General features: G+C 67.6%; 1 protein-coding gene. It reads right to left on the bottom strand.

Features of this window, described 5'->3' with window-relative positions; all coding sequences use genetic code 11:
• A partial coding sequence (gene mrdA, locus NTW26_11140; protein ID MCX7022804.1) for a penicillin-binding protein 2 occupies positions 1 to 1,843 on the bottom strand: 1,843 nt, incomplete at its 3' end.
• Between the last annotated feature and the right edge of the window lie 586 nt (positions 1,844 to 2,429).

The following is a 2,429-nucleotide window of genomic DNA, read 5'->3' as shown; positions in this document are numbered from 1 at the left end:
CGTCCAGTCCCTCGTCCAGCACGTAGCCCACCAGCTCCTTCGCGTACCTTATGTAGCTCTCGCCGAAGCCGCCGTTTTCTATCATTATCACCACGGCCACCCGGGGGTCGGTGGAGGGCGCGAAGCCGCAGAACCACGCGTGGGGCTCGCCGTGCGGATTCTCCGATGTGCCGGTCTTCCCGCACAGGTCGGGGGGATTGGCCCCGAAGCGTTTCAGGACGTTGCGGAATCCCTGGATGAGCGTATCCCGGACCCATCCGGGCAGGCCCAGGTCGCGGCGGACTCGCGTCGGCACGTCCTTTAGGCGGGTGCCGTCCGGGGAGAAGATGCGCCGGACGATACGCGGCTCCAGGAGCCGACCGCCGTTGGCGACGGCGGCGTACGCCGTCAGAAGCTCCAGGGGGCTCACCAGCACCTCGCCCTGGCCGATGGCGTTGTTGCAGATTTGGCCCCGGGGCCAGTTCTTCCCCCACCGCTCTTCCAGTCGTTCGATGGAGGGGAGCTGCCCGGCGCGCTCGTGGGGCAGGTCCACACCCGTGGGCTCGTCCAGGCCGTAGAGGTGCCCGTACTTGGCTATGCCCTCGATCCCGATTCGTAAGCCGAGCTGGTAGAAGTACACGTTGCAGCTCCAGCCGATGGCCTCGGAGAGCGTCAGGCGGCCGTGGCCGATGTGGCCCCAGCAGTGGAAGGCCGTGTCGCCCAGGTAGAAGACGCCGCCGCAGGGCTGGTCCATGTAACTCGAGGGCCGCTCCTCTTTCTTCCTCGTATCCGCGGGGTTCTCCGCCACGTCGGAGGAGACCTTCCCCATCAAGAGGCCGGCCGTGGCGTCCACCACCTTGAAGGTGGAGCCCGGGGGGTATGTGCACTGGTAAGCGCGGGCCAGGAGCGGCTTTTCGGTGTCGGCCAGAAGCCCGCGCCAGTAGTCGGGATCGGCCCGGACGCCCACGCGGTTCGGGTCGTAACCCGGCCGCGCGGCCAGGGCGTAAACTTCCCCCGTATTCACGTCCATTACGATTATCGAGCCGCGCAGCCCCGGCTCCGGCGCGACCCACGGTCCGCCGCCGGACAAGTCGTACGGCCGCCGGTAGGTGAGGGTGTCCAGAATTTCCTCGGCCCGGCGCTGGAGCTCCAGGTCTATGGAGAGCACGAGGCTGTTCCCCGGCTCGGGGGGGGTGGTGTGCGAGGCGGCCCCCATGCGGCGCTCCATGGCGTTGACCTCGATGTAGCGGACCCCGGGCCGCCCGGAAAGCTCCGGCTCGTAGGAGGCCTCCAGCCCCTTACGCCCGATGAGGTCGCCCATGCGGTAGCGGACCGAGAGCTCGTCGGAGCGGACCTCGTCGGTGTAGCCCAGGACGTGGCAGAGCGTCTCACCCTGGGGGTACACACGCCGGGGCCGGTCCACGATGACCAGCTCGTCCAGGTCGGACTCGGCCACCCGCGTGACCAGGGCGTCCTCGGCGTCGGGGACGAGAATCGCCGGCTCGTAGGGGTAGCTCCGCCCGTTCTCGAAACGGTCGAGGAGCGTCGCGGAATTCAGACCAAGCAATTCGCACAACCTCTGGAGGCGGGCCCCCTCCGGCGGCCGGTCGGGCGGCGAGAGTATCCCCACGGCGTAAGCCGCCTCGTTGGTCGCCAGGACCTCCCCGCGGCGGTCGTAAATCTCCCCGCGCGGCGGCTGGATGCGCACCTGGCGCAGGCGGTTCTGTTCGCTGGCCGTGGCCAGTTCTTGGGCCTGCGTCACCTGGAGGTCCACCACCTTGACCGCGAGGAGCACCAGCAGCAGCCCGACGACTATCTGGCTGCCGAGGGGGTTCCGGGGTGGAGCTGGGCGGGGGTCGTTCATGGCAAGGCGGGGTGTTTGACGCGGGCCCATTGTATCATCAATGAGTCGAAAAAAAAGGCGTCGCGGCGGCGTTTCCATTGGCCGGGGCGAGGGTTGCCATTGCCCCCTCCCCCCTTTGGGGGCAGGGCTAGGGAGGGGGGTAAAACGCGGCGGGGATAGGAACCCCCGCCCTACGTCATCGCAGCGAGGTGCGGGTTAGGGTGAGGTCTGCCGCATGTCCCCTCTCCCTTCCAGGGAGAGGGCTAGGGTGAGGGTCAGGGTAGGGAATGTGAAAGCGGCGGGGATAGGAACCGAGCGAAGCGAGCTATGCCCCTGGCAAATCCCCGCCCTACGTTTAGGCAGCGTCGCGCCGACGGGGATGGGGGTGAGGGGTGAAGCTGTCTCCCTCTCCCTGTGGGAGAGGTATTAAGGGTGCGGGCGGCCTTAGAAAAAAGCGGCGGGGATAGGAATCCCCGCCCTACGTCATCGCAGCGAGGCACGGGATTAGGGGTGAGGGCTACATTAAAAAACGGCGGCCCGCGGAGGGGCCGCCCAACGTCGGAGCGAGAAAAATCGGCGGAGAGCCTCCGGTTAGAAGCTCGCCTTG

The sequence above is a fragment of the bacterium genome, assembly GCA_026398675.1.
In the GTDB taxonomy this organism is placed as follows: domain Bacteria; phylum RBG-13-66-14; class RBG-13-66-14; order RBG-13-66-14; family RBG-13-66-14; genus RBG-13-66-14.
The sequence above is the reverse complement of the archived record's forward strand: the minus strand, read 5'-3'. Positions and strand labels throughout refer to the sequence as shown.